The sequence below is a fragment of the Flavobacterium urumqiense genome, from assembly GCF_900108015.1.
Taxonomy (GTDB): domain Bacteria; phylum Bacteroidota; class Bacteroidia; order Flavobacteriales; family Flavobacteriaceae; genus Flavobacterium; species Flavobacterium urumqiense.
Window position 1 is genome coordinate 244,010 of sequence record NZ_FNVP01000003.1, and the last position, 23,794, is coordinate 267,803.

The 23,794-nt window shown below is 33.6% G+C and carries 31 protein-coding genes; 9 read left to right on the forward strand and 22 right to left on the reverse strand.

Annotation, left to right across the window (positions count from 1 at the left end):
• Nucleotides 1-18: 18 nt before the first annotated feature.
• From C4S35_RS06045 to C4S35_RS06085, 9 genes are all read right to left on the reverse strand, one after another.
• Nucleotides 19-792: a TerC family protein gene (locus C4S35_RS06045; RefSeq protein ID WP_103999320.1), complete on the reverse strand. Its 774-nt coding sequence runs from the start codon at nt 790-792 to the stop codon at nt 19-21.
• A gap of 40 nt (nt 793-832) precedes the next feature.
• Nucleotides 833-1,207, reverse strand: a complete 375-nt coding sequence (locus C4S35_RS06050; RefSeq protein ID WP_103999321.1) for a DNA topoisomerase IV — start codon at nt 1,205-1,207, stop codon at nt 833-835.
• A 93-nt stretch (nt 1,208-1,300) separates the two neighbouring features.
• Nucleotides 1,301-1,876, reverse strand: coding sequence for a DUF1572 domain-containing protein (locus C4S35_RS06055; RefSeq protein WP_103999322.1), 576 nt, complete (start codon nt 1,874-1,876; stop codon nt 1,301-1,303).
• Nucleotides 1,877-1,878: 2 nt separating this feature from the next.
• Nucleotides 1,879-2,451, reverse strand: coding sequence for a pentapeptide repeat-containing protein (locus tag C4S35_RS06060; RefSeq protein WP_103999323.1), 573 nt, complete (start codon nt 2,449-2,451; stop codon nt 1,879-1,881).
• Nucleotides 2,451-2,672, reverse strand: coding sequence for a DUF6095 family protein (locus tag C4S35_RS06065; RefSeq protein WP_103999324.1), 222 nt, complete (start codon nt 2,670-2,672; stop codon nt 2,451-2,453). The genes C4S35_RS06060 and C4S35_RS06065 overlap by 1 nt, the downstream gene beginning before the upstream one ends.
• A gap of 4 nt (nt 2,673-2,676) precedes the next feature.
• On the reverse strand, nt 2,677-3,147 hold the full coding sequence (locus C4S35_RS06070; protein ID WP_103999325.1) for a hypothetical protein: 471 nt from the start codon (nt 3,145-3,147) through the stop codon (nt 2,677-2,679).
• 48 nt (nt 3,148-3,195) lie between these two features.
• Nucleotides 3,196-4,011, reverse strand: a complete 816-nt coding sequence (gene murQ / locus C4S35_RS06075) for an N-acetylmuramic acid 6-phosphate etherase (RefSeq protein ID WP_103999326.1) — start codon at nt 4,009-4,011, stop codon at nt 3,196-3,198.
• Nucleotides 4,012-4,173: 162 nt separating this feature from the next.
• Nucleotides 4,174-4,842, reverse strand: a complete 669-nt coding sequence (locus C4S35_RS06080; RefSeq protein ID WP_103999327.1) for a ZIP family metal transporter — start codon at nt 4,840-4,842, stop codon at nt 4,174-4,176.
• A gap of 109 nt (nt 4,843-4,951) precedes the next feature.
• The gene (locus C4S35_RS06085) at nt 4,952-5,716 is read right to left on the reverse strand and encodes a class I SAM-dependent methyltransferase (RefSeq protein WP_103999328.1); all 765 of its coding nucleotides are present in this window, start codon (nt 5,714-5,716) and stop codon (nt 4,952-4,954) included.
• A 69-nt stretch (nt 5,717-5,785) separates the two neighbouring features.
• Here C4S35_RS06085 and C4S35_RS06090 point away from each other — a divergent pair, with 69 nt between their 5' ends.
• Together C4S35_RS06090 and C4S35_RS06095 are read left to right on the forward strand one after the other, a co-directional pair.
• Nucleotides 5,786-6,997 (forward strand): THUMP domain-containing class I SAM-dependent RNA methyltransferase, encoded by a 1,212-nt coding sequence (locus tag C4S35_RS06090; protein WP_103999329.1) that lies wholly within the window; start codon nt 5,786-5,788, stop codon nt 6,995-6,997.
• Between the two features lie 48 nt (nt 6,998-7,045).
• Nucleotides 7,046-7,282 (forward strand): hypothetical protein, encoded by a 237-nt coding sequence (locus C4S35_RS06095; protein ID WP_103999330.1) that lies wholly within the window; start codon nt 7,046-7,048, stop codon nt 7,280-7,282.
• A gap of 94 nt (nt 7,283-7,376) precedes the next feature.
• On the opposite strand, the gene C4S35_RS06100 is transcribed toward C4S35_RS06095, so the two are convergent.
• From C4S35_RS06100 to rlmD, 3 genes are all read right to left on the reverse strand, one after another.
• On the reverse strand, nt 7,377-8,228 hold the full coding sequence (locus C4S35_RS06100; protein ID WP_103999331.1) for a DUF6048 family protein: 852 nt from the start codon (nt 8,226-8,228) through the stop codon (nt 7,377-7,379).
• Complete coding sequence (locus C4S35_RS06105) at nt 8,200-8,730, reverse strand: DUF6452 family protein (RefSeq protein WP_103999332.1); 531 nt, start codon at nt 8,728-8,730, stop codon at nt 8,200-8,202. The genes C4S35_RS06100 and C4S35_RS06105 overlap by 29 nt, the downstream gene beginning before the upstream one ends.
• A gap of 95 nt (nt 8,731-8,825) precedes the next feature.
• Nucleotides 8,826-10,238, reverse strand: coding sequence for a 23S rRNA (uracil(1939)-C(5))-methyltransferase RlmD (gene rlmD, locus C4S35_RS06110; RefSeq protein ID WP_103999333.1), 1,413 nt, complete (start codon nt 10,236-10,238; stop codon nt 8,826-8,828).
• A gap of 534 nt (nt 10,239-10,772) precedes the next feature.
• On the opposite strand from rlmD, the gene C4S35_RS06115 reads away from it, so the two are divergent.
• Complete coding sequence (locus C4S35_RS06115; RefSeq protein ID WP_103999334.1) at nt 10,773-10,994, forward strand: hypothetical protein; 222 nt, start codon at nt 10,773-10,775, stop codon at nt 10,992-10,994.
• Nucleotides 10,995-11,113: 119 nt separating this feature from the next.
• On the opposite strand, the gene C4S35_RS06120 is transcribed toward C4S35_RS06115, so the two are convergent.
• Together C4S35_RS06120 and C4S35_RS06125 are read right to left on the reverse strand one after the other, a co-directional pair.
• Nucleotides 11,114-11,569 carry a hypothetical protein gene (locus C4S35_RS06120; protein ID WP_103999335.1) on the reverse strand — a complete coding sequence of 152 codons (456 nt, stop codon included), beginning with the start codon at nt 11,567-11,569 and terminating at the stop codon, nt 11,114-11,116.
• A gap of 350 nt (nt 11,570-11,919) precedes the next feature.
• Nucleotides 11,920-12,612 carry an SGNH/GDSL hydrolase family protein gene (locus C4S35_RS06125; protein WP_103999336.1) on the reverse strand — a complete coding sequence of 231 codons (693 nt, stop codon included), beginning with the start codon at nt 12,610-12,612 and terminating at the stop codon, nt 11,920-11,922.
• A 236-nt stretch (nt 12,613-12,848) separates the two neighbouring features.
• Between C4S35_RS06125 and C4S35_RS06130 the strand changes: the two genes are divergently transcribed.
• Nucleotides 12,849-13,259: an OsmC family protein gene (locus tag C4S35_RS06130; RefSeq protein ID WP_103999396.1), complete on the forward strand. Its 411-nt coding sequence runs from the start codon at nt 12,849-12,851 to the stop codon at nt 13,257-13,259.
• A 73-nt stretch (nt 13,260-13,332) separates the two neighbouring features.
• Here the strand turns inward: C4S35_RS06130 and cysM are convergent, their stop codons facing one another.
• Together cysM and epsC are read right to left on the reverse strand one after the other, a co-directional pair.
• Nucleotides 13,333-14,220 (reverse strand): cysteine synthase CysM, encoded by an 888-nt coding sequence (gene cysM / locus C4S35_RS06135; protein WP_103999337.1) that lies wholly within the window; start codon nt 14,218-14,220, stop codon nt 13,333-13,335.
• Between the two features lies 1 nt (nt 14,221).
• Complete coding sequence (gene epsC, locus C4S35_RS06140) at nt 14,222-15,013, reverse strand: serine O-acetyltransferase EpsC (protein WP_103999338.1); 792 nt, start codon at nt 15,011-15,013, stop codon at nt 14,222-14,224.
• Nucleotides 15,014-15,225: 212 nt separating this feature from the next.
• On the opposite strand from epsC, the gene C4S35_RS06145 reads away from it, so the two are divergent.
• Entirely contained in the window at nt 15,226-15,927 is a 702-nt protein-coding gene (locus C4S35_RS06145; protein WP_103999339.1) for a DUF1003 domain-containing protein, read from the forward strand.
• A gap of 30 nt (nt 15,928-15,957) precedes the next feature.
• Here C4S35_RS06145 and C4S35_RS06150 read toward each other — a convergent pair whose 3' ends face one another.
• Entirely contained in the window at nt 15,958-16,236 is a 279-nt protein-coding gene (locus tag C4S35_RS06150; protein ID WP_103999340.1) for a DUF2752 domain-containing protein, read from the reverse strand.
• Between the two features lie 101 nt (nt 16,237-16,337).
• On the opposite strand from C4S35_RS06150, the gene C4S35_RS06155 reads away from it, so the two are divergent.
• On the forward strand, nt 16,338-16,520 hold the full coding sequence (locus tag C4S35_RS06155; protein ID WP_103999341.1) for a hypothetical protein: 183 nt from the start codon (nt 16,338-16,340) through the stop codon (nt 16,518-16,520).
• Entirely contained in the window at nt 16,513-17,064 is a 552-nt protein-coding gene (locus C4S35_RS06160; protein WP_103999342.1) for a Smr/MutS family protein, read from the forward strand. The genes C4S35_RS06155 and C4S35_RS06160 overlap by 8 nt, the downstream gene beginning before the upstream one ends.
• Nucleotides 17,065-17,201: 137 nt before the next feature.
• Here C4S35_RS06160 and C4S35_RS06165 read toward each other — a convergent pair whose 3' ends face one another.
• Nucleotides 17,202-18,158 (reverse strand): hypothetical protein, encoded by a 957-nt coding sequence (locus C4S35_RS06165; RefSeq protein ID WP_146059522.1) that lies wholly within the window; start codon nt 18,156-18,158, stop codon nt 17,202-17,204.
• Between the two features lie 193 nt (nt 18,159-18,351).
• On the opposite strand from C4S35_RS06165, the gene C4S35_RS06170 reads away from it, so the two are divergent.
• Nucleotides 18,352-19,272 carry an EamA family transporter gene (locus tag C4S35_RS06170; RefSeq protein ID WP_103999344.1) on the forward strand — a complete coding sequence of 307 codons (921 nt, stop codon included), beginning with the start codon at nt 18,352-18,354 and terminating at the stop codon, nt 19,270-19,272.
• 18 nt (nt 19,273-19,290) lie between these two features.
• The gene (locus tag C4S35_RS06175; RefSeq protein ID WP_103999345.1) at nt 19,291-20,415 is read left to right on the forward strand and encodes a cysteine desulfurase family protein; all 1,125 of its coding nucleotides are present in this window, start codon (nt 19,291-19,293) and stop codon (nt 20,413-20,415) included.
• Nucleotides 20,416-20,790: 375 nt separating this feature from the next.
• Here the strand turns inward: C4S35_RS06175 and C4S35_RS15590 are convergent, their stop codons facing one another.
• Genes C4S35_RS15590 through C4S35_RS06190 form a run of 4 tightly spaced genes read right to left on the reverse strand, consistent with a single transcriptional unit; the run spans nt 20,791 to nt 23,793 of the window.
• Nucleotides 20,791-20,958: a hypothetical protein gene (locus C4S35_RS15590; protein ID WP_159916659.1), complete on the reverse strand. Its 168-nt coding sequence runs from the start codon at nt 20,956-20,958 to the stop codon at nt 20,791-20,793.
• A 13-nt stretch (nt 20,959-20,971) separates the two neighbouring features.
• Complete coding sequence (locus C4S35_RS06180; protein WP_103999346.1) at nt 20,972-22,009, reverse strand: glycoside hydrolase family 130 protein; 1,038 nt, start codon at nt 22,007-22,009, stop codon at nt 20,972-20,974.
• 45 nt (nt 22,010-22,054) lie between these two features.
• On the reverse strand, nt 22,055-23,032 hold the full coding sequence (locus tag C4S35_RS06185) for an MlaD family protein (RefSeq protein WP_103999347.1): 978 nt from the start codon (nt 23,030-23,032) through the stop codon (nt 22,055-22,057).
• 8 nt (nt 23,033-23,040) lie between these two features.
• The gene (locus C4S35_RS06190; RefSeq protein WP_103999348.1) at nt 23,041-23,793 is read right to left on the reverse strand and encodes an ABC transporter ATP-binding protein; all 753 of its coding nucleotides are present in this window, start codon (nt 23,791-23,793) and stop codon (nt 23,041-23,043) included.
• Between the last annotated feature and the right edge of the window lies 1 nt (nt 23,794).

Genomic DNA, 23,794 nt, shown 5'->3' on the forward strand with positions numbered 1-23,794 from the left:
CGGAAGTTTTTTTTATGTTTATTTTTTCTTATTTGTCATTTTCATATTCAACACTTCAACTAAAAGAGAGAAGGAGATGGCAAAATATAAATAGCCTTTTGGTACGGGTGTAACGTGGTTTCCAAAGATTAAAGCATTCGATAAATGAGCACTCTCCGTAAGCAACATAAACCCAATTAAGATCAAAAAGGATAAGCCCAATATTTGAATAGATGGATGTTTATTTACAAAATTACCAACAGGTACAGCAAATTGCATCATTATTAACACAGAAATGACAACTGCAGTTATCATTATATAAATAGCACCTTCTACTCCGTTCGTCATCCCCACCGCAGTAAGAATACTGTCAAAAGAGAAAACTAAATCAATCATAATAATTTGTAGCAACACGTTTTGAAATGATTTTGTTGCCGCATTTCCTAATTCTTTTTCTTCATGCCCTTTTTCGTCGACTTTCTCCCTAATCTCATTCGTACTCTTGTAAATCAAGAATAACCCACCACCAAGTAAAATAAGGCTTTGACCTGTAACTCCAGCTGAAAACCAACTGAAATCAATATGAAACCAAGGTTCTTTCATTTGAATTAAAAGATTAATACCAAATAAAAGTCCAATTCTCATAAACATGGCAAGAAACATTCCCACTTTCGTTGCTTTTTTTCGTTGTTCAACGGGTAATTTTCCTGTGGCTATGGATATAAAAATGATGTTGTCGATTCCCAATACAATTTCTAGGAAAGTCAATGTTAACAAGGCGACCCATGCATCGGGATTTAAAAATACTTCCATTTTATTTATTTAAGAATTATGAATCTGAAATCTGAAAAGATTAATCTGAAATCTTCGTAACCGTTCCTTTTTGTTTAGTATCTAAACCGACCATTCCAAATTCAAAGGTATAAGAATTTTTTGATGTTGTCAAAATTTTCATGTCGATTGCTTTTTCTTCTGCTTTATTTTTAGGATGTATTTTGCGCAAAATATATTCGCAATCATTTACCCATCGTATCGAAGCAGTATCTGTTTTACCTTCAAAAGTTTCGATTTCAATGCTTTCATTGCGTTCAAAAAAAGTTGTTTTTTTGATACCATTTACTTTGTATTCAAATTTGAATTTCCCAGTTTTAAATGCTGCGCAGTTGCGCTCCACATTATAACATGATAGTAGTAGAAATAGTGGGAGGAGAAGTATTATTTTTTTCATTTTTTTTTGGAGCTATTTCCTGCTATGCGTTTCAATCTTTTTTTCGTTCCTCAAAAAAGGATTTTCACTTCTATCAGGGCTAGTTTATAATAGTTATTTTAATCGTTTTAATTCTTCATCAGTAAAATTTTTGATACTTTTTTCTTGAGAAAATTTATCAGCATTATAACTGTTGGATCTATTTTTTGGAATCGACAAACTTTCCCAATCGCTTTTTTTTAATTGCTTCGCATAAAAAACAATTTGTCCAACATGATACGAATAATGGGCCAATTGTCTGTTGATGGCTTCTATAACAGAATGTCCTTCATTTCTAATATATATAATCTGAGAAAGTTGCTCGGGTTGCAATCCGTTTAAAGCAGTAAACAAACATTCCCAGGCCTTATTCCAAAGTGCCAAAACTTCTTCTTTTGACTGCAAATCATTTTCGAATTCTGCATCTCGGTTGCGCCATTCTTTTTCGCCATCTGTAGTCAAAAAATCAGTCCATCGCGACAACATATTGCCGGAAAGATGTTTTACAATCGTAGCAATGCTGTTGGTATCCTCATTTAAAGCAGTAAAAAGTTGTTGCGGTTTTAATTGCTCCATTGCTTTTTCTCCCAAAGTTTTATAATAGAGAAATTGCTTTTTTACACTTTCGAGATATTGATTATTGATTTCCACGATTAGATGATTTTAATGTCATATTTGTCCAGAAGTCCAATAATTCCTTGTGCAGAAAACTTCGCTTTTTTCATGGGATTGAATTCAGGATCAATTTTAAAATTGTATGCGGTTGTAAAATCAACTTCCTTGAGTTGGGTTTCATTAAAAATAGCATTGTCTAAATTGCAATTTTCAAAAACCGAATTCGAAAGCGTAACGCCTGTAAAATTGACTTCTTTCATAGAACAGGAATTGAATTTTGTCTTTGACATTTTTTTATTCTTAAACGACGAATAATCCAAAACGCATTCCCGAAAATTTACATTAAACAAGAAATCATCGCATTTTTCAAATTGAATACCCAGCAATTTACAATTTTTAAAATTAACCGTTTTTAGGCTTGTTCCTGTTAAACTAGTCATGGCCAAATTACAATCGATGAACTCGCAATCCATAAAAGTGTTATTGGAAAAATCACTATTGGAAAAATCACAATTCTTGAAAATACAATCCTCAAATTCTCTATAACTTATTTTCTTGCCGATATAAATAATTTTTTCAAATGTTTTTTGAATGTGAATGAGATCTTCCATTAGTCGTTAAATAAGCTTTTCATAATTGTTTTTAATCCTAAATACATCAGAAACATTGCAGCAAGACAAGCAATGATTCCGATTGCTAAAACCAAATAATGCCACGCATTTTGTTCATTCATGAACGCATTATAAATCAATGATGGACCAATAAATAGTAGGGGCAAAGCTCCCGCTAAATATTTGATTCCTTTGGATAATAGTTCTTTGTTGGTTGCCATTTATTTAAAAAGAGATTCGCATACCAATTCCGTTTTGATTGGTGATAACATTAATTTTTTCGAAATTATAACCGGATTTATTAATTAACATTGCTTCATTATATCCATCAATTGCCTTCTTTATTTTTTTTGAATGACCAATTATTACTGGAATAGATATAAGTGTAGACGCCAAACCAATGTACGTTAATGTTGTAGGATAGGTTTTATCCTGTGTTAATCCTGTAACCAAATCAGAACCTAGCATTCCTATTCCAAATCCCAAAAGAAATCCGCCTACTGCTGCTTTTGTTCTTCCTTGTTGGTATTGTTCAAGCAGTTTGGGTTGCGAAGCAAGCAATTCTTTTACAGCTGAGTTTGAAAGTTTTTGGTTGTTGGAATCATATATTTTTCCCCCTGATTTCAAAGTAAGTTGTTGAGAAAATGATACTGCTGAAAAGAGTAAAAATGCAAGAAGCAGGATTTTTGATTTCATATAATTGTTTAAGGTTAAGTTTTTTTTGTAAAATTAAATAAAAGTGATTTACTTAGCAGCGTAATGATCAACTGCTTTTCTAACGCTTCCGTGATTTTTTAATAATTCGGCAGCTTGTTCGTAGGAAACAGGAATTTCTCCCATAATCATTTTCACTCCTCGATCGACCAGTTTGCTGTTACTCAATTGCATGTCGACCATTTTATTTCCTTTCACTTTTCCGAGTTGAATCATGGTGGCTGTTGAAATCATATTCAGAACTAATTTTTGGGCTGTTCCTGCTTTCATTCGGGAGCTTCCTGTTACAAATTCAGGTCCTACAACTACTTCGATTGGAAATTTTGCGGTTTGGGAAAGCGGGCTTCCTGCATTGCAAGAAATACTTCCTGTAGTTATATTATTTTCGTTGCAAGTTTGTAATCCTCCAATCACATATGGTGTTGTTCCCGAAGCAGCAATTCCTATAACAACATCATTTTCATTGATACTGAAAGCTTTCAAATCAATCCAGGCCTGAGTAGCATTGTCTTCGGCATTTTCTACGGCTCTGCGAATGGCGGCATCGCCACCGGCAACAATCCCAATTACTAAATCGAAAGGAACGCCAAAGGTTGGCGGACATTCCGATGCATCAAGAATTCCTAAACGGCCCGAAGTTCCTGCGCCAATGTAGAATAATCGACCACCTAATTTCATTTTAGCAACGAGTTCAGTCACTAAAAGTACTATTTGCGACAACGCTTTTTCTACGGCAAGCGGAACGGTCTTGTCTTCCGCATTGATATTAGATAACAATTCTTGAACCGACATTTTTTCTAAATGTTGGTATTTTGAAGATTGTTCAGTGGTTTTTGTAAAGGTCATTTTTTTATTTTTTTTGAAGGGACAGCTCGCGAGTTGTCCGTACAATATTTTTTTTCGCGTGAGGGATAGCAGCGGAAATCCTTTTTATCATGAAGCGGTAGCGGAATGAAAAAAGATTGCAGCGAATAGCCCGACCCTTGCGGTCACGCCCAAATTGTTTAATTATATAAAATACGCCAAGGCAATTCCTATTACGATCATAGAAACTTTAGCGATATTGAATTTGTGTCCTTCACTACTTTCGAAAATGATGGTGGATGATATATGGAATAATATTCCAATTACAACAGCCGTTATTTCGTCATAATATTCATTTAAAACCGGTAAAGAACCCGATAAAAAGGTCCCAAATGGTGTCATAATTGCAAAGGTAACCATAAAGATAAAAATCGCCTTATTGCTTAGACTTGCATTACTGAAAAATGTTGTAAGAATAATGGCAATTGGTAAATGATGGATAGCAATTCCTAAGGCTAAATCATGATGATGGCTTACGGGAAATCCTTCTAAAAAGGCATGAACGCAAAGGCTGATAAATAAAAGCCATGGAATATGATTCATGTTCGCGTGTCCGTGAACATGCCCGTGTTCTGCACCTTTGGAGAAAAATTCCAGTATGATTTGGAATAAAATTCCCAACATAATAAAAAGGCCGGTGTTGCCATTTTTACTTTCATAAACTTCCGGTAACAGGTGCATCACCGTCAATGAAAGCAAAAACGAACCGCTGAAGGCTAATAATAATTTCAGATTGGTTTTGTCGTTTGGCTTCAAAACCAAAGCAATACCGTACCCTAGTAATACCGAAAGTAAAGGTAAAAGATAATTCATGTTTTTTGCTTAACCGTTTATTTGTTTATTCGTTTAACCGTTAATCTGTTTCAAGGTTTATTTATATTTTCGATTAACCCTATAAACAGTTAACCGACTAACCTAATAACTATTTAAAAATCATGATTAGGCGTTCACTATCTGTTTTATGGAATTTTTTTAATTTGTAATCTCCAAAAATATCCAATAAATAAATTCCCGCTTCTTCCATTAACTGTTCAAAATCAGGAAGTGTCAAGGCTTTTACTTTTTCGGTAAAATGAAATTTTTGCCCTTTGTCTTCAAAGTTAATTTCTTTATAAATATGACCGTCTTTTAGATAACGTTTGATGTGAAATTCGATTTCATCAACTGTTTTTGTTTCTTCGGGAACTAAGGTTTCGAGTACATGAGCAACATTCATAAAATCAATCACGGCAAAACCATATTCCGAAAGGCTTTCTTTGATGGCTTGTAATGTGGTAAGATTGTCCTCGTCATTCTCAAAATAGCCAAAGCTGGTAAATAAATTGAAAATGGCATCGTATTTTTCTTCAAAAGGTTCACGCATGTCATGAACTTTGAAATGTAGCGTTTCATTGGTGTTTTTAGAAGCTTCTTCAATGCTGTTTTCAGAGAGGTCAGCACCTAAAACATCAAATCCTAATTGGTTCAAATAAATAGAATGGCGGCCTTTACCACAAGCTAAATCCAGTACTTTTGCTTTTTCAGGAAGATTGAGGTAATGGGTAATATTATCCATAAAAACCTGAGCTTCTCTATAATTCCTTTCTTTATAAAGAATGTGATAATACGGGGTGTCAAACCATGACGTGTACCAGTTTTTACTTGATTTCACTTGATTTTCAGTTGGTGGATTTTGTGCTGCAGACATTTATTCTTTTTCAATTAATTCGATTCAGGCAAATTTAGTGTATTTTTGCAACGAATACTTGATTTTACAATGGAAAATAATTTTAAAATGGTTGCCAAAACCTTTTTTGGTTTTGAAGAAATATTAGCGAAAGAATTGCAGATGTTGGGCGCGCAAAACGTTGAACAAGGTGTGAGAATGGTAAGTTTTAAAGGGGATAAAGGGTTTATGTATAAAGCGAATTTAGCTTTGCGCACGGCTTTGAAAATCTTAAAACCTATTTATTTTTTCAAGGCTAATAACGAACAGGCTTTATACAAAGGCATTTCGGGAGTGAACTGGTCTAAATTGCTAAACGCCAATCAGACTTTTGTGATTGACGCAACGGTACACTCGGAATATTTTAATCACTCAGAATTTGTTTCTCAAAAGTGTAAAGATGCGATTGTAGATCAATTTCGAGAAAGAACCGGGCAACGTCCCAGTATTGATAAAGTTTTCCCTGATTTGAGAATTAATATCCATATTGATAAAGATCAGGTTTCGGTTGCATTAGATACTTCTGGAAACTCATTGCATCAACGTGGTTATAGAACGGCGACGAATATTGCTCCTATAAATGAAGTTTTGGCAGCAGGAATCTTGTTGCTTTCGGGTTGGGACGGTCAAGGTGATTTCTTGGATCCAATGTGTGGTTCTGGAACTTTTCTGGCTGAAGCAGCTATGATCGCATGTAATATTCCAGCAAACATTAACCGTAAAGAATTTGCTTTCGAAAAATGGAACGATTGGGACAATGATTTATTTGATAGTATTTCGGACAGCTTATTGAAAAGAGTTAGAGAGTTTCATTACACTATAAAAGGCTACGATAAAGCACCAAGTGCGGTTCAAAAAGCCAAAGACAATATCAAAAATGCTAATCTTGATGAGTACATCACCATCGATGAAAAGAACTTTTTTGATACCGAAAAAACATCTCAAGGAAAGTTGCATATGGTTTTTAATCCGCCTTATGATGAGCGTTTGGATATCCATATGGAAGAATTTTACAAAAGCATTGGCGATACTTTAAAGAAAAATTATCCTGGTACAAATGCTTGGTTCATCACAGCAAATCTTGAAGCTCTGAAATACGTTGGATTAAAACCTTCCAGAAAAATTAAACTTTTTAACGCGAGTTTAGAAGCTAGATTAGTGAAATACGAAATGTATGAAGGAAGTAAGAGAACGAAGTTTCAAGTTACGGATGACAGTTCTGAAAATTCAGAAAGTGTTACTAAGGATGAGATAGCAGAATAAGTTAGCAGCTTCAGATTAAAAGAAATAATTCGTAACTCAGCATTTAGTATGACCAAATTACAAGTACGTGCCTTTTTATATCAATTAGGCTCTTTTGCAATATTTTTTATATCCTTTCGATATGTAATGGACCGATATACAATGTTAACCGGTTTTTGGATTCCATTTACTGCTTTTGTAATTGGAACAATTTTAGCACCGAAATTCCAAGCCGTAAAAACCAAAGACGGAGAGAAATTATTTATGAAATGGATTTTTATAAAGGGAATTAAGGAAATAGGGTAGGTCTTTAGTCTTAAGTAAGTATAAAAAAATATCGCAAGGAAAACAGTTTTCCTTGCGATATTTTTATTCAGTGAAATTTGTATTTCTTTTTATCTTACTTTTTCTTATCCGATTTTTTAGAAACTTCTACAGGTTTTACTTTCTTCTTGTAAATAGGAACAAAATACGTAACCGTATAATTGAAACCAACTCCAAAATCACCATTGTAAGTTCTGTTAAATCCTGGAATATATAAGTTTTCGAAATTATTAGGCTGTTTGTTACTCACTAATCGTTTCAATTGAAGACTAAAGCCGACAAATACATTATCAAAGACTTTCGCTTTTACTCCAGCTACCACTTCAATCCAGCTGGCTGTTAATCCATTGAATTTTTGCCCTGAAGGAATTGGGGGCACTTCACCAAAATAAGGATTGGCATTGTAAATTTTGTAGGAATTTAATTGTTGGCTAAAAGTGCTAAAACCATATCGCATTCCAACGGAAATTATATTTTCCATATTCAGCCAGTTTTGATAGGCATTGTAGTCAAAACCCGCTTTTAAATAGGAGCCCTTTGTCGTTGAATTCAATCGGGTATCATCGGTAGTTTTATTTTCATTTCCGAGTTCGGCAGCTAAAAAGTATTTTTTTGTCAAGCGGTAATCTCCAACAAATTCAATTCCTTTATAATCCTTGTCATATAAAGCTCTTGTCAATTTATATAAATCAACGCCAACGCGCACACCATAACGATCCGTTTTAACAGGAACAATAATAATGGAATCCTTCTCTTTTACTGTTAAATCAACTTTTTTAAAAGATTCAGGGTTTTTAGGAATTACGCCATCCGTTTTAGGAGTAGATTGCTTCATCAGTTCGCCTTTTGGGCTCGTATCTTGTGCTTTTGCCAAAGAAATGGACAAAACGAGGCAAAAACTAAAAAAATATTTTAATGTGTGTTTCATTTTCGTTTTCTATATTACTTTTTTCAACCGAGATATATTTTATCCATTTATCGGCGGCAATGGTATGTTTATAAGGATTTGTTGGGTTTAAGGTAAAAATCGTCTTAAAACCGCAAGCTCTGGATACAAAAATATCTTTTTTGGTGTAATCAAACTGTATGTTGTCTACATTGATTAATGCCGGATTCGAATTTCCAGAATTCAATGTAAAGGTGTAACTAGCGGTAATATCGTTCGTTTTTAAAGGAATTGAAACGGTATTTCCGTTAGTCAGGTATTTTGAATCACCGGTTGCAGTTGGATTAAAAATAATTCCATCTGTCATTCCTGCGCCAACGACTTTAAGATTAGTTACATTTTTTAAAACGGAAGGATTTGCAAAATCATAAAACTGAATGACCAGTCTTGGTGTTGTAGCGGTATTGGCATCACAAATATCGTCTTTCTCACAACTGGAGAAAAATAACGCTAAAGCTAATATCAATAAATATATTTTTCTCATAAATTATGTTTTGAATAAGATGTCAATTAAAAAATGCTGATTTTAGAATTATAAAATCAAAAATCAGCATTCATTAATCTGAAATTAAAAATCAATTATCTTCTTTCCAAAAGTACAACATTTTCCACGTGATGTGTTTGCGGGAACATATCCACAGGACGCACACGAGTTACTTTATATTTCTCATCCATCAAAGCCAAATCACGCGCTTGAGTAGCAGAATTACAGCTTACATAAACCACTTTTTCAGGAGCAATTTTCATAATTTGTTCAATTACGTCTTTGTGCATTCCGTCTCTTGGTGGATCAGTAATAATCACGTCAGGATGACCGTGTTGAGCGATGAAACTATCGTTAAAAACGACTTTCATATCTCCTACAAAGAACTCGCAATTGGTGATTTCATTGCGTTCTGCATTCAATTTGGCGTCTTTAATTGCTTCAGGAACACTTTCAACACCAATTACTTTTTTGGCATTTTTAGAAACAAACTGCGCAATAGTTCCTGTTCCGGTATACAAGTCATAAACAACTTCGTTTCCAGTTAAACCAGCAAAATCTCTCGTTATTTTATATAATTCGTATGCTTGATCAGAGTTGGTTTGGTAAAAAGATTTCGCATTAATGCTAAATTTCAAACCTTCCATCTCTTCCAGAATGTAATCTCTTCCTTTGTATAATTTAATATCGGTATCGTATAAAGTATCGTTGGCTTTACTATTGATAACATATTGTAGCGAAGTAATATGAGGGAATTTTTCGTAAATATGATCTAAAAGTAATTCTCTGTTGGCTTTATCGTTTTCAAAAAACTGAATCAAAACCATGATTTCACCAGTCGAAGCCGTACGCAACATCAATGTTCTAAGTAAACCTTCGTGCGCTCTCGGATTAAAGAAAGTTAAACCATGCTCATTAGCAAAAGCACGAACTTCGTTTCTAATCGCATTTGAAGGATCTTCCTGTAAATGACATTTGTTGATGTCTAATATTTTGTCCCACATTTTTGGAATGTGAAAACCAAGTGCGTTTCTGTTTCCTAAATCTTCTGTGCTGTCAATTTCTTTTTCGGTCAACCAACGGCTGTTCGAAAACGAAAATTCCATTTTATTTCTGTAGAAAAACTGTTTTTCCGAACCTAAAATCGGTTCAAATTCTGGAAGTTCCACTTTTCCTATGCGTTGCAAATGGTTTTTTACCTCATTTTGCTTGTAATACAACTGTTGGCTGTATTTCATATTCTGCCATTTACAACCTCCACAAACACCAAAATGTTCGCAAATAGGTTCTACACGATGCTCAGAATATTCGTGAAAATGAATTGCTTTTCCTTCATAATATGCCTTGCGTTTCTTGAACGTTTGCACATCAACCACATCGCCGGGAACGACATTCGGGATGAAAACCACTTTACCATCGGGCGCCTTTGCTACCGAAACACCTTTTGCACCAGCATCAAGGACTTTTATTTGATGAAAGACAACTTTGTCTGTATTTTTCTTTGCCATAGCGCAAAAATAAGCGTTTGAATGGTTTTATAAATTCAAATTGTGAAATATTTTCAAAAAGCATTGATTTTTATTTGGGCCCAATCCCGCTTTCCGCTGCAAACCCGCAGTTCCATAAGCAGGAACACTAAGCCCGTAAAGGAGCTTCTGTTAGTCGCTCTTTACCGGCAAGAGTTCCAAACCTTTCGAAACTACGGGTTTTTCGCTATAATCGGGGGCAGTTGATTCGTAATAATAATTTGATCTTTCTAGAGAGAACAATTTTTAGTTTGGAGGCTTCCAGCGATATATTGCATTGGGGTTGCTCTCTCAAATCCTTATTTTCATTTTAAATAAAGCGATACTTTAGAGAAGAAATAAATGAATACTTTATTTTAAAATAACCTCAGAGATAGTTGGTGTTATTCGTACCTTAAGAGGTTAAATAATGGGAATTATGTAATATTTTTGTTTAATTTAGTAATATTTAATTGAATTAGGGTTGATATATTTGCAATATCAGAACTTATATTATAAATCTAAAAACGATTCAACATGAAACAATCATTCAATATCAGCGTAACTTTTAAAAAGTCTTTAGCATTAGTAATACTTTTATTTTCTCAAAGTCTTATCTGGGCACAAGATAAAACAGTGGATGTAAATTTGAATGTGAATAAAGGAGAAAATGATTGGTATGCACAACCATGGATGTTGGTACTAGGTGGTGCGGTTTTTATAATAATAATAGTCGCTCTGCTACGAGGTAAAAAGTAAGCAGTACTGTAACTCGTTTTAATGAGTAACGGATAGATAAAAAGGTGTAAATTGATCATACAAAGCTTAATTTACACCCTTTTTTTAACAAAATATTAGTTGATTTATTGAGGCAACAATTACGAAAAGGGATTGTCTTTTTTCTTTATTAATTCATAGTTAATTATCGTAGGCAAGTAAAAACACAAATCGGCAGTGATTTTACCAAGAATAATTCCTAAAAAATAATTTCCGGTTAGGATGGGTATCCAATACATACAAAACGGGCGAATAAAAAAGAAATCTAAAATAGCAGGATAACCAAATTCTAACAGCAAATTTTTTACCAATAAAAGCGTTTCCTTTAGAGTGGTTTTTTGCCCGAGTTCTTTGTTCTTTTTAGCGAGCTTTTTATAAGACTGCGCAATGATGATTCCATAAAATGCCAAATACTCTGCAAACGTAATCAAGTAAGCAGTAGTCAAACCGCTAAGAATTCTGCTGAATTGGGAACTTAGCAACGCCGAAGTGGTAGCCGCTAATTCCGCATATTTGTATCGGTCAAACCACTCTTTAAAATTGGATTTATTAAACATTGGGTCAATAATTTTATTCTAAAAAAAAATATTAAAAAAGAGTTTGTAATAGTTATGGTTTTTTTGAATATGGATTGGAAATTAGCGCAATCCTTTGGATTTGTATAACAGTTTTTAATACTGTAAACTATTCCCCAAAATAGGGTAAGAGATATTAGTTTGAATATAAAATTTATAATAAATCTTTTATTGATATGAGTTTTATAAATTTCACTTACTATAAATATTGAAATTAAATTTACTATTATAAAAATCTATTTAGTTTTCATAATTGAAATGATTTAAAAATAATAATTGGTTTGGTGATAAAAATCCTTCCATCCTCTCTTACATATAATGAAACACTAATTTTATTTGATATGTAAAGCAAAAGCAATTGCTTTATCCGCAAGTGGAGCCATTACTTGATAACCTGTTTTGTTGGGATGTACGCCATCATTCGAATAATCAGATTTTAAGCCTTTTCGTTCGTCAACCATTGCCGAATAATAATCGAGATATAGGATATTATTTGCGACAGCATAATTCTGAAGTATTTCGTTCAGTGCTCTAATTTTAGCGGTTGGTTCTTGGTTCGGTTTCCAAGGAAAGTCGTAAGCTGGCAAAACGGAACAAAGAATTACTTCGATGTGGTTTGCCCTAGCTAATTCAATCATTGAGAAAATATTATCCCGAATCATTTCTATAGTCATAGGTCCTGTGTTTCCTGCTATGTCATTTATTCCCGCAAGAATTACAACGGCAGTAGGTTGTAAGGCAATGACATCGGCTCTGAATCGGAGGAGCATTTGTGGTGTAGTTTGTCCGCTAATCCCCCGATTAACATACGGTTTTCCTGAAAAATATTCCGGATTAACGGTACTCCAAAATTCGGTTATGGAATCCCCCATAAAAACAGTCCTTTTCTGTCCCGCTTTTACAGGTTTTAAAGTATCGTTTTCATTTTGGTACCGATTTAAATTGGGCCAGTCCTGAGCCATTACTTTTCCTCCCATAAAGATTAATAAAAATAGTAAACAGTTAATTAATTTTGTTTTTCTCATTTGTATGTGGTTCCGATATTTATAAATTAATACCCGTTAGGTCTAACAAACATAATGATTTCACATTTAGAAACCTAAAAAAACAGAACGGATTGCATTTCAGTTTATAATTCGATTTCACTAATTCAGATGCAATGATTTTAAAAACAATTTTTAAATTTAAGTTAAAAAATCTGTTATCTGAAAGTGTTTTTTTGACAAATGAACTAAATTTGAGTAAATTAAAAAATAGAATTATGAAAAGAAATGCAACCGCAGTTTGGAATGGTTCACTAAAAGAAGGAGCCGGGAAATTATCGACACAAAGTAAAACCTTAGAAAACACCCAATATTCTTTCAAATCCCGATTTGAAGAAGGGATAGGAACAAATCCTGAAGAATTAATAGCAGCAGCGCATTCAGGCTGTTTTACGATGCAACTTTCTGCTTATATTACTGAAGCCGGTTTTGAAATTGAAAGTATTGAGACCAAATGTGATATTGATTTAGTAGATGGAACGATTGTAAGTTCTCATCTAACAGTTAATGCCAAGGTAAAAGGGATTTCTGATGATGCTTTTCAACAAGAAGTTACAAAAGCAGAGAAAAACTGTCCAGTTTCTAAAGTATTGAACGCTGCTATTTCTACCATTGCGACTTTAGTATAAAAATAAAGATTTATATAAAAAAGGCTCGATTTAATTTAAATCGAGCTTTTTTCTATTTTATTTCAATGATTGATTAGTCAAATAAATCCGAAGATAAATAACGATCTCCGCGATCACAGATAATAGCAACAATTACCCCCGATTCTAACGTATTGGCAATTTTTATCGCTGCAGCTACAGAACCACCGCTACTCATTCCGGCAAAAACACCTTCTTCGAGAGCCAAACGTTTGGTCATCTCACGAGCTTCTCGTTCTGTCACTTCAATAATCGTATCCACTTTTGAGGCATCAAAAATTTTCGGCAAGTATTCTTGAGGCCATTTCCTGATTCCAGGAATTTGGGAGCCGTCACTTGGTTGTGCTCCTATGATTTGAATGGTTGGATTTTTCTCTTTCAAATAAGTCGAAGTTCCAATTACGGTTCCTGTTGTCCCCATTGCAGCAACAAAATGAGTCACTGTTCCCTCAGTGTCATTCCATATTTCTGGTCCTGTCGTTTTATAATGCGCTTTCCAGTTGTCTTCATTTGCAAATTGATTGAGCATAATATAACCTCCTTCGGCCACTTTTTTATCCGCATAATCTCTAGAACCTATAATTCCTGTACTTGCTGGAGTTTGTATCACGGTAGCTCCGTAAGCACGCATGGTTTGGGTACGTTCTTTGGTTGAATCATCAGGAAGCACCAATTCAATTTCTAAATCGAATAATTGGGCTATCATCGCCAAGGCAATTCCGGTATTTCCGCTTGTCGCTTCTATAAGTTTGTCACCTTTTTTGATTTCTCCTCTTTCCAGAGCAGATTTAATCATGTTGTAAGCGGCTCTGTCTTTTACGCTGCCACCCGGATTGTTTCCTTCTAACTTCAATAAAAGTTTTACATTTTTATTTTGTACTAAATTGACCGTTTCTACTAAAGGTGTATTACCAATGAGGTCTAATAGTTTTTTTGGTTTCATATTATTTTATCTCTTTTATTTTTACTTCGGTGGTAGTAGTATTTAGCACGATTGATTTTGCAGGAATTGATTTTGTTAACCATGCATTTCCACCGATAATACTGTTTTTACCAATCACCGTTTCTCCGCCCAAAATAGTTGCATTGGCGTAAATGCAAACATTTTTCTCCACGGTGGGATGTCTTTTCGTGTTTTTCATGTCTTTACTTACACTTAAGGCACCTAGAGTTACACCCTGATATATTTTCACGTTTTTTTCTATGACGGTGGTTTCTCCAATTACAATTCCCGTGGCATGATCAATAAAGATTGGGGATGCAATAGTTGCGCCAGCATGAATATCGGTTCCTGTAATTCGATGCGCGTATTCACTCATCAATCTTGAAAACAATAAAAGATCCAAAAGATACAATTCATGACTCAATCTGTATATGGCTATCGCATAAAAACCAGGGTAGGTCAAATAGACTTCTTCGATACTATTTGAAGCAGGGTCATTTTCTAAAAAATAATTAGCATCTTGATTCAGTTTTTCAAGAACTAAAGGTAAGGATTCAAAAAATTTGTGCCACATAGAATCACATTGAGAATGCGGTTTTTTGCAGGCAATCGATGATATTTCTTTAAATTGTTTTTCAAGTTCCTCAATGCTTTTATTTATTGGGGCATTGGTATCAAATAAAGTAAAAAATAAGAGCTCAGTAAAAGCCTCCGTTTTTGTTTTGATGCTATAATTGATAGTGAAACCATTTTTTAAAGCACTAATATTTTTGATAATCAGATCTTTTGTCATGATTACAGGATTGAATAGGTTAAATGGAAGCCGTAAAAGTAAGACGTTTTTTAGAAAAAGAAGCAAAAATAAGTTAAAGAAATTTTGAAGATCAAGAGGAAATCCAAGGAATTGAAATTCTTTTTGATTTTTTAATTTCGCAAATGATTTGAATTTTTGTTTAATGGAAAATAAAAGGTTTTAATATGTAAATTAGCAGGAAAAATAATTTGATGAATACGAAAACTACTTTTTTTAGCGATGTCTCTAAAAAAGAATTCCTTATTGCGGAGAAAGTTTCCGGAAAAACAATCAGGAATCCCATATTGGCATTAATCCAAAAAGATTATCCTGATTTTAGTAGTGATAACTTTATTTCAATTAGTGAGTTGAATCTATATCGAGAAAAGTACATTTCAAATTATTTATTGGTTGAAATAGGAGAACTTTCTAATCTGGAAGCTAAGGTTATTGGTTCTTTAGAAGAAGATAAATCATTAGTAAGTACTGTAGAAGATGAGGTTGGAGTTCGCACTTTTGGTCAAATAGTGGCAGATAAAGTGGCTGCTTTTGGCGGAAGCTGGAAATTTATAATCTTTTTTGGAGTATTTATTGTTTTATGGATTTTGGCCAATATTTATATTCTAATGAATAAAGGATTCGACCCTTATCCTTTTATTTTGTTGAATTTAATTTTATCCTGTTTAGCCGCTCTTCAAGCTCCGGTGATTATGATGAGTCAAAATCGTCAGGAAGAAAAAGATAGACAAAGGGCCAAAAAAGATTATATGATCAATCTGAAATCAGAACTCGAAATCAGAATGCTTCATGAAAAACTGGATCATTTGATTATGCACCAACAAGAAGAATTAATAGAAATTCAAAAAGTTCAAATCGAAATGATGAATGATATTTTGACTCGAATAAGTAAATAGGATTTATTAAAATAAGAAAAAAGTTGTCGCTCAATAGTGTTTGTACAGGTAGCCGACAATCATAAAAAGACCATTGATAATTGCCATACCAATTAGTAGATTTTTGTAATTTCTCTTTTTGTCGAAAAAGTTTAAACTCACAATTCCTAAAAATAATAGCGTAGTATAAATAGCAGGATACATCTGAAAAGCAGCCACAAAATTTCCTTTCAAAAGCAAGAATAATCCTCTCTGAAATCCGCATCCCAAACACTCCACTCCAAAGAATGTTTTGCTTAAACAAGGAAACATATATTTTTCTAAATCCAATGGTTTTTATTTTTACAATTTTACGAAAAAATAAGAAACGGTTGAGATAATAAATTGATGCAATTTAAATTCATTACTTTTGGAAACTGATAGATAAAGAGATGAAAAAAATTATAATTCCAATAATGGTTTTGGCAATAATTATTGCTTTGTATGAGCAGGTGAGTCCAGAAAAAAATGTGTATATAATGGTAATTGCAATCGTAATTTTTATGATGGGAATGATGCAATTGAGTGCCAAGATACCAAGTAAAAATCAAGATAAAGAAGACGAAAATGTTTAATAAAGGAGATAAAGTTTCAGTGCTTGACGAAGCCATAAATGGAGTAGTGTTATCAGTCAAAGATAAACAGGTTTTGGTAGAAACAGAGGATGGATTTACGATGACATTTTTGGTCAACGAGTTAATTAAGATAAACGATTCCAGTAACTTAATGGATTCTATTAGAAGAATTAATGTAGATGAAATTGCAAAGGAAAAAGAGATTCCAAAACCAAGAAGTTTCGTTAAAGAACGCAAAGACAAGCACGAAATTTCAGCTCCGGAGTTTGATCTGCACATCGAAAAATTGGTTCCTAGTAAGCGTGACATGTCTAATTATGACATTCTGACTTTGCAAACGGATACTGCAAAACGACACATAGAATTTGCTATTCGCAATCGCATTCCGAAGATCGTTTTTATTCATGGTGTTGGTGAAGGAGTCTTAAAAGCGGAATTGGATTTCTTATTAGGACGTTATGATAATATCGCTTTTCAGGAAGGAAATTATCAAAAATACGGACAAGGCGCAACAGAAGTTTTTATCAAACAAAGCACTAAATAATATTGTTTTAGATTATTTTTAACAATAAAAAAACGTCAGCTCGAGTAATTTTCGAACGAAAATAGTCTCTTTAACTGACGTTTTTTTATTCCTAAAAATGGAAATTATTAGGGTGTTATTCTACCTGATAATTGTATTTAATTGGTGGTGTAAAGATCACCATAAATGTAGCTGTCTCCTAGTTTAAAATCATTGCTTCCTTTCTTCATGGTGACATTTTTAAGCACTATTGTATGTTTAAATCCGGTTCCAAATGCAGTGGTAGTTACTTCTACAATTCCGCTTAAATTCGAAACTCCTGCTACGGCATTCCACTCTTCACTTACGACAGGAGTTGAAGGAGTAGTTGTGTTACAAAAATAACTTCCCGTAAGTAAACCGGAAAATAATCGATAGGTGAGCTTGTTGTTAGTATCGCCAATAAGTCCGGTTCTTGGAGTATTTAATGGCGTTGCTGCACTTGCAATCAAGGTACGGTCTATGTCTAAAGTAAGTGATTCGCTGCTGTTGTAATTATAAATTTGGTTAGATGAACTGCATTTTTCCACTGTTTGGTCAAATCCAAAAGGCAATGCGGTTGCTGTAGTAACGTAATCACCAAAAGGGAATGTTTCGTAAACCTGAGTGCCACTGTTTTTGGCAAAAGTGACATTCTTGAAAACGATGTTGTGATTGTAACCAGTTATTCTAGTGCTGTTATCTTTTGCGTTTGTAGTTTTTACAGCAGTGGTGAATATTTGGATTTTACCAGCGGTAGCGGTCCATTGATCCGTCACAGTTGGAGTTATCGGAGGTATAGTTTCACAAATATTTGCAGTAGATATAGTTCCGTTATAAAATCGATACACTAATCTATTGGCGCTGTTAATATCTATTATTGCTGGTAAGCCAACCAAACTCGGCTCGTTATTAAATGTGCTTCTAGGGATTTCAAGAATTAATGATTCTTTATCTTTTAACTTGTAAATGATATTATTGGTACTGCAACTTTGTGTGGCAACAGCTTCAAAACTAATATCTTCTTGAATTAAATTACCGTCATCACAACTATTTAGGAACAAGGCAACAAACAACAGGCTTACAACTCTTTTCATTTTTATAATATTTGAAACAAAAATAGAATTTTTAATTTGTTCCAATTACATTCCTATTCAAAAACATGGAATTTAACAACATATTAGTTTTTTAAATTTAAAAAAAAGACTGTTAAAGCTTTATCGAAATGGATGGATTACGGTAATTTAAAGCGAAAACAATTCATTATCTTTGCCACAATTTATAGCATATATGAGACTTAACAAATACTATTTAGCCGCTTTTTCTGCCTTTTTTATTTGGGGATTTTTTAGTTTAGCATTAAAACCGTTACATAATTACCCTTCTTTGGATATTTTGTTTTACCGCGTTTTTTTTAGTGTAACGACAATGCTATTGATTAATCTTTGTTTTAGAAAAAAAGTGCTAAAAAAAGATTGGAATCAGTTCAAAAAGATGACTGCAAAACAAAAGCGAAGTGTGATAGTATTGACACTTGGTGGTGGTGTGTTTTTGTCTTCAAACTGGTTTGTTTTTATATATGTAATGAATCATATAAGTGTAAAAGCCGCTTCGTTAGCGTATTTAATATGTCCCATTTTAACTACGATATTGGCTTTTTTTATATTAAAAGAAAAACTGAGTAAATGGCAGTGGTTTGCTGTTATGATAAGTGTTTTTAGTTGTGTTCTATTATCATTGAATCATTTTGAAGATATTTTTTATAGCTTGATTACAGCTGCAACTTATGCAATGTACATTATCAGTCAACGAAAAAACAGTGAAATCGATAAATTTTTGGTACTGACTATTCAGTTGGTTTTTACAGCACTGATTTTGATCCCTTTTTATCCAAATTACAGTGGAGCGTTACCCACAGAATCTCTGTTTTATGGCTGTTTGTCAGTAATAGTAGTTTGTTTTACAATTATTCCCTTATTTTTAAATTTGTACGCTTTGCAAGGAATTAATTCTTCAGCGGTTGGGATTATGATTTATATAAATCCAATAATTGGTTTTTTGATCGCTATTTTTTATTACAAAGAGCAAGTTACTGCCCTTCAATTGTTTTCTTATTTTCTGATTTTGGTTTCTATAGTGGTGTTTAATGAGGAACTTATTTTTGCAAGAAAATTGAAAATGGCACCATCTGAAATAGAAGGTTTAAAATAATTTTATAATTTTCAAATAATGAAAAAAGTATACCTCGATAATGCCTCTACAACAGCAATTCGCACTGAAGTGATTCAGGAAATGACCAAAGTAATGACGGAAGATTTCGGAAATCCATCATCAACGCATAGTTTTGGTCGGAATGCCAAAAGCATTTTAGAACTTTCCAGAAAATCTATCGCAAAGCATTTTAAAATTACTGCACAGGAAATTATTTTCACCTCTTGCGGAACCGAAGCCAATAATTGGATTCTTCGTTCGGTAGTTAAAGATTTAAAAGTAAAACGTATAATAACCAGTAAAATAGAGCATCATGCCGTTTTGTATACCCTATTGTCGTTGCAAAGTGAGTATGGTATTCAAATTGATTATGTTGCGGTTAAACCTAATGGTGAAATTGACATCACTGATTTAGTGCAATTACTTTCACAGGAAACAAAAACTTTGGTTAGCCTGATGCATGTCAACAATGAAACAGGAACTATTTTGGATTTAGAAAGAGTAGGACGTATTTGTAAGCAATATAACGTATTGTTTCATTCAGATACCGTGCAATCAATAGGGAAAACTGAAATAGATTTACAAGCTATTCCCATTGATTTTATTGTGGCAAGCGCACATAAATTTCATGGGCCTAAAGGTGTTGGATTTGCTTTTGTTCGCAAAAATTCGGGTTTGCAACCTATTTTTTATGGTGGCGAACAAGAAAAAGGATTGAGAGCAGGAACCGAAGCGGTACACCAAATCGCTGGAATGGCAAAAGCTTTAGAACATTCCTATATTAATTTAGAAACGGAAAGAACTTATATTTTTGAATTAAAAAACTATCTGATTACGCAACTTGAAATTGAATTTCCAGCAGTAGTAATAAATGGAACTGTCGATGGATTTTACAATATCTTGAATGTTTTATTGCCTTTTTCAGAAGATAAAACAGCAATGATTTTATTCCATTTAGATATGAAAGGGATTGCAGTTTCCCGCGGAAGTGCCTGCCAGTCTGGTACTATAAAACCATCCCATGTGTTAGCAGAAATGCTTTCAAATGAAGATTTAAAAAAACCTAGTTTACGTATTTCTTTTAGTCATTATAATACAAAAGAGGATATCGATTTGCTAATAGAAGCATTGAAAAGCATATAAGAAAATGGACTGAGAAGAAGGTTTTTTTGTTGAAACCTATCGGTGTACTACTTGATTCATTATTTTTATGAAACAGCCATTACGATTTTGCTTCAGCATATTTTTCCATTATTATTCGGGCTTTAAAATGGCGTGAACCACTTTTTTTCTTTTTTCATCTGGATTTGGAAGTACGGTATGAAAAACCGTTACAGTAGGTTTGTTTAAAGCCAGTATAAAAGCCAGTATGTAATCACCATATTCCCCACCAAAAGCACCAAACTCATTTTGTATACAGACTAATTCAATATCACTTCTTTCGTTTATTTTTTCAGCAACTAGCCTGTAATCATCTAAAAAAGATGATGGTAAGGTATATTTAACGTCATCACCATATTAAAAATGATTCTCATTATTTTGTAAAGCGAATACTTCAATTGGTAATGTATTGCCAAAAACAATTTTTACTGCATTTACAATGTCATTCGAAAAAGTTGCTATTCCGCACTCTATAGGCTGATAAGAACTTACCATTAGTATTTTTATTCCTTTTTCAAATTTCATGATAATTCTTTTTTTAAGGTTGTTTTCTCAATTCGAGAAGTAATTCATTAATATTCATTTTTGCAACGGCAATATGTTTGTCGGCCGCACCATAGTATATATAGAGATCTTCTGCAAATAATGAATAACCCGTTGGGAATACAATATCGCTGACTTCACCTTCGATCTCCCATTGTTTCGTTGGAGAAAAAAGCGGGTAGGGCAATCTGGATATCTCTATTTCAGGTTTTTCTAAATGCAATAAAGCAGCCTTAGCATCGTAGACTCTCCCCGTTGTCGTTTCGTGTACCCCATGATAAATTAACAACCATCCGTCAGCAGTTTCTATTGGAGGCACTCCGGCTCCAATGTAACTCATTTCGTAAGCATCTTTTGGATCTAAAATAATATGATCTGTTAAGTTCCTCAAATAATTTTCCCAAAAGGATGGGGTTAAATCTTTCCAGTCGTCAAATTTTACTATTTGAATACCCGGCCAAATTCGATGTAGAAAGACAAATTGGCCGTTTATTTTTCGGGGGAACAATACTACATCTTTATCGCGGAGTAATCTCATTTCATCGCTTTCTAACCCTATTTGTGTAAAAAGATTATAATATTCATGGTATTTGGGGTTTAGTTTTTTCGCATTGCAAAAATTCACGTGACTTTCATACTGCTTATAGCTAACCTGAGGGGTAATTATTCCATGTTTTTCAAAATGAATTAAATCTTTTGAAGTAGCAAGTGCCCCCATAGCGTTAATACCGTCATAAGCAGTATAGGTTATATAGTAAGTATCTTCAATTTTTACAATTCGGGCGTCTTCAACTCCTTGTTTTTCATAATCAAATTCTTGGGTAATAATAGGTTTTTCCATTCTTTCCACTATTTTCGTAGGGCCTTCTGTCCTTGCATATCCAATAGTAGAGTAATTTCCCTTCTGAACAGCTCTGTATAAAATATGGACAGTATTTCCCTCTTGATAAATACCAGGATTTAAAACCCCTGTATTTTCAAATTCTTTTTCAGTAGGGCTGAGGATAATGCCTAGTTTTTCGATTGTAATCATGGTTTGATATCATTTTGTATATACCTACATAAGAATCCTTTACCGCTATTTTTTTTGCTCTTTCAGTTTTGCTTTTTCCTGTTTTTTAAAATAACCCCGGAATAAAAAATTGTGTTTTAAAGCTTCCATATTTTCATTTAATCGGAAACTGGCTTCTTTAATATTTGTCATGGTGGAATCTATTTTCAAAACTAATTTTGGGTCGTTTGAAAGATAATTTAAAGCGCCTTTTCCTTCTTTAACATTTTTGATAGTTGAGTTGAGATTGCTTACCACCTTATTTATTTCGGTACTGGATTTGTCTAAATTGTGTACGATTGTTTTAATATTATTGGCTACAGCCGTATCTTTCAGCACACCAATCACATTATTTTTGTTGTCTAATGAACCAATAAGATGATTTAATTTTAGTACAGACTCCGTGGTTAATTTCCCTGTTATTTTTAAATACCGTATGGTTTCTTTTAAGTCTTTTGGTATAAGAGAATCTCGGATCAATAAACCGACCGTTCCTTTTCCTTTGATTATTTCTGCTGTGATTTCAAGTAAATCGGCTGTAAGTTGCGCTGCATTCTTATTAGTTATTCCAAGAGTATTTAACATTTCATCAGTGCGAACACGGTTTAAGGATTTAATTTCATCTCCGGGTTCAACCGGAAGTGCTGCTCCTTTACCCGGAATAATATTTATAATCATACTTCCCACCAAACCATCAGAACCTATGATGGCTACCGCGTCTTTTTTTATATGACTAAAAAGGGTTTTATCTATAATCATATCCACTTCTATAACGGAATCGTTTACCATATTGATTCCTCGAATTGTTCCTGAATTTACTCCTGAATATCGTACGTTATTGCCTATCTGTAATCCGTTGACGTTACTGAAGACTGCTTTTAAATGATTTGTTTTTCCAAACATTTTTTGTTTGTCACCAATAAAATAAACGGCGACAATAAAAATTAGTAACCCAATAATTACAAAGATTCCAAGGCGTATTTTTTGTGATGTTGTTTGTTTCATTTTTATACTTATTTAAAAAAAGCTTGTACTTCAGGATCCGTTGAGGTTGATAATTCCTCAAAAGTTCCTTCGATATAATTCTTGCCATCAATCAATAAAATCATCCTATTCGATATTACTCTGGCACAGTCCAAATCGTGAGTAATTATGATGGACGATGTATTGTATTTTTCCTGAATAGACTTCATTAAAAGCAGAATTTCTTTTGCCGTAATAGGATCTAATCCAGTTGTAGGTTCATCATAAAGAATTATTTTCGGTTGAAGAATTAGCGTTCTTGCTAAAGCTATTCTGCGTTTCATTCCACCCGAAAGCTCCTCAGGCATTAAATTTATAGTATGTGCTAAACCCACATTTTCCAAGGCTTGCATAACTATGGGAGTTGTGTCTTCAAGGACGCCAAATTTTTTGGTGTGACGCCGTAATGGAAATTCTAAATTTTCTCTAACGGTCATGGAATCATATAATGCGCTACCTTGAAAAAGGAATCCAACTTCTGTTCGTAAGTCATCTAATTCATCCCGGTCAAGTTCACTAATCTCTTTTCCCATCACTTCAATAGTGCCGCTGTCATGCTCTTCCAATCCAATAAGGCATTTTATCATTACTGACTTTCCAGAACCAGATTTTCCCATGATAACCACGTTTTCACCGTCATACAATACCATGTTAAAACCATTTAATACATGATTTTCACCATAGCTCTTCTTCAGCTCTTTGATTTCTATAATGGGTTTTAAATTTGGAACCGTTGTATCCATA